At 70.4% G+C, this 2,626-nt stretch carries 2 protein-coding genes; both read left to right on the plus strand.

Annotation, left to right across the window (positions count from 1 at the left end; genetic code table 11):
• Nucleotides 1-1,329: nitrite reductase small subunit NirD (nirD, locus tag ABNT58_RS05990; RefSeq protein ID WP_348752592.1), on the plus strand; the 1,329-nt coding region annotated here is incomplete at its 5' end.
• 14 nt (nt 1,330-1,343) lie between these two features.
• Nucleotides 1,344-2,626 (plus strand): nitrate- and nitrite sensing domain-containing protein (locus ABNT58_RS05995; protein ID WP_348752593.1); only part of this gene is annotated, 1,283 nt, incomplete at its 3' end.

The following is a 2,626-nucleotide window of genomic DNA, read 5'->3' on the forward strand; positions in this document are numbered from 1 at the left end:
CGCGTGGGCGGCATCCGCAGCTTCAGCGAGCTGCTGGCCCGCCACGGCCGTGGCCTGGGCTGCGACATCTGCAAGCCGGCGGCGGCCAGCATCTTCGCCTCCTGCTGGAACGAATTCGTGCTGAAGAAGGACCTGGCGCCGCTGCAGGACAGCAACGACTACTACCTGGGCAACCTGCAGAAGGACGGCAGCTACTCCGTGGTGCCGCGCATGGCCGGCGGCGAGGTGACGCCCGACGGCCTGATTGCCGTGGGCCAGGTGGCCAAGAAATATGGCCTTTACACCAAGATCACCGGTGGCCAGCGGGTGGACCTGTTCGGCGCCAAGGTCGACCAGCTGCCCGCCATCTGGGAAGAGCTGATCGCCGCTGGCTTCGAGAGTGGCCACGCTTATGGCAAGAGCCTGCGCACGGTGAAAAGCTGCGTGGGCAGCACCTGGTGCCGCTATGGCGTGGACGACAGCCTGGGCCTGGCCGTGATGCTGGAGAACCGCTACAAGGGCCTGCGCGCGCCGCACAAGATCAAGTTCGGCGTGTCGGGCTGCACCCGCGAATGCGCCGAAGCCCAGGGCAAGGACGTGGGCATCATCGCCACCGACAAGGGCTGGAACCTGTACGTGTGCGGCAACGGCGGCATGAAGCCGCGCCATGCCGAGCTGCTGGCCGCCGACCTCAACCAGGCCACGCTGGTCAAGCTGATCGACCGCTTTTTGATGTTTTACGTGCGCACCGCCGACCGGCTGCAGCGCACCAGCACCTGGCGCGACAACCTGGAAGGTGGCCTGGACTACCTGAAGGACGTGCTCGTGAAAGACAGCCTGGGTCTGGGCGCCGAGCTGCAAGCCCAGATGCAGCACGTGGTGGAGACCTACCAGTGCGAATGGAAAACCGCCGTCACCGACCCGCAGGTGCGGCAGCGCTTCCGCTCCTTCGTCAACATCGCGCGGGCGCCGGTGGAAGCGCCGCCGCCAGAAGGCCCGCGCTGGGTGCCGGTGTGCCGCACCGACGACATCCTGCCCGAGGCTGGCGTGGCCGCGCTGGTGGACGAGCAGCCGATCGCCATCTTCCGCCTGGGCGACGGCAGCTTCCACGCCATCGACGACGTGGACCCCAAGTCGGGCGCCAGCGTGCTGTCGCGCGGGCTGGTGGGCAACCTGGGCGAGCGGCTGGTGGTGGCTTCGCCCATGTACAAGAACCACTTCGACCTGCGCAGCGGCGAGTGCATCGAAGCGCCCGAGCATTCGGTGCGGGCCCATGCGGTGCGGGTGCAAGGCGACCAGGTGCTGGTGGCGCTGGCGCACACAATGGCGGAAGAACCCGCCACCGCCTGAGCCGAGAGCACCGCATGACCGAGCCCGCCCTGCCCCTGACCGCCACGCAGCTGATGCTGCAGGCCAAGCAGCGCGAGATCGATGCGGTGCGCCAGCTGGCCCAGCGCACCGAGCTGGTCGATGCCATCGGCCGGCTGATCCACGGCCTGCAGCGCGAGCGTGGCGCCACCAGCGTGTGGCTAGCCTCGGCCGGCCAGCGCTTTGCCGACGTGCGCGCGCAGGCCATCGCCGAAGCCGACGAGGCCGAGCAGCATCTGCGCCATCAACTGGCCGGCCCGCTGGCGCCGGATGCCGCCACCGGCGCGCCGCTGCTCACGCTGCTGGCCTGGGTGTTGATGGGCCTGGAACAGCTGCCCGCGCTGCGCACCCAGGTGGCGCGACAGCAGATGGAGGCGGCGGCTTCGGTGGCGGCCTACAGCCGCTTGATCGCCGGGCCGGTGGAGCTGGTGTTCCACATCGCCGATGCGGCGCGGCTGCCCGCTGCCTCCCGGCTGCTGGTGGCGCTGCTGCACCTGGTGCAGGCCAATGAAGCTGCCGGCCAGGAACGGGCGCTGGGCGCGGTGCTGTTTGCATCGGGCCGCTGCGCCGAGCTGCAGCAGCAGCGGGTGCTGCACCTGATCGATGCGCAGGAGCGCAGCCTGCAGGTGTTCACCGACTTTGCCGAGCCGGCGCTGCGCAGCGGCTGGGAAGCACAGCAGCTGACGCCCGAGACCGCCCGGCTGGAACGCCTGCGCCGCACCCTGGCCATGGCCCGGACCGACGCCGCGCTGGACACCCGCCAGAGCGAAGACTGGTTCGCGGTGAGCAGCCAGCGCATCGATGCGCTGTGGCAGCTGCAGCTGCAGCTGATCGCCCGGCTGCGCGCCGAGTGCGAGGCCCAGGTGCGCGAGGCCGAGCAGGCGCTGCAGGACTCCGAAGGCCTGCTGCAGGGCCTGCGCCGCCAGCCACCCCAGCATGCCGGCGCCGTGGCCCGCTTCTTCGAGGCCGATGCCGCCACCGAACCCGTGCCCGGCCCCGACGGGGTGGGCACCGGCGCCGACAACGCGGCCCTGACCGCGCTGCTGCAGGCGCAGGCCGAGCGCCTGGCCCGCATGGAAGCCGAGCTGGACAAGGCCCGCCGCACCCTGCATGAGCGCAAGGTGATCGAACGCGCCAAGGGCGTGCTGATGTCGCGCCTGGGCATGAGCGAAGAGGCCGCCTTTCGCGCGCTGCAAAAGACCTCGATGGACCAGAACCGGCGGCTGCTGGACGTGGCCGAGGCCACCTTGTCGCTGCCCGACTTCGCCTTCGGGCCGGC

Source organism: uncultured Aquincola sp. (assembly GCF_964001545.1).
Taxonomy (GTDB): domain Bacteria; phylum Pseudomonadota; class Gammaproteobacteria; order Burkholderiales; family Burkholderiaceae_C; genus Aquincola.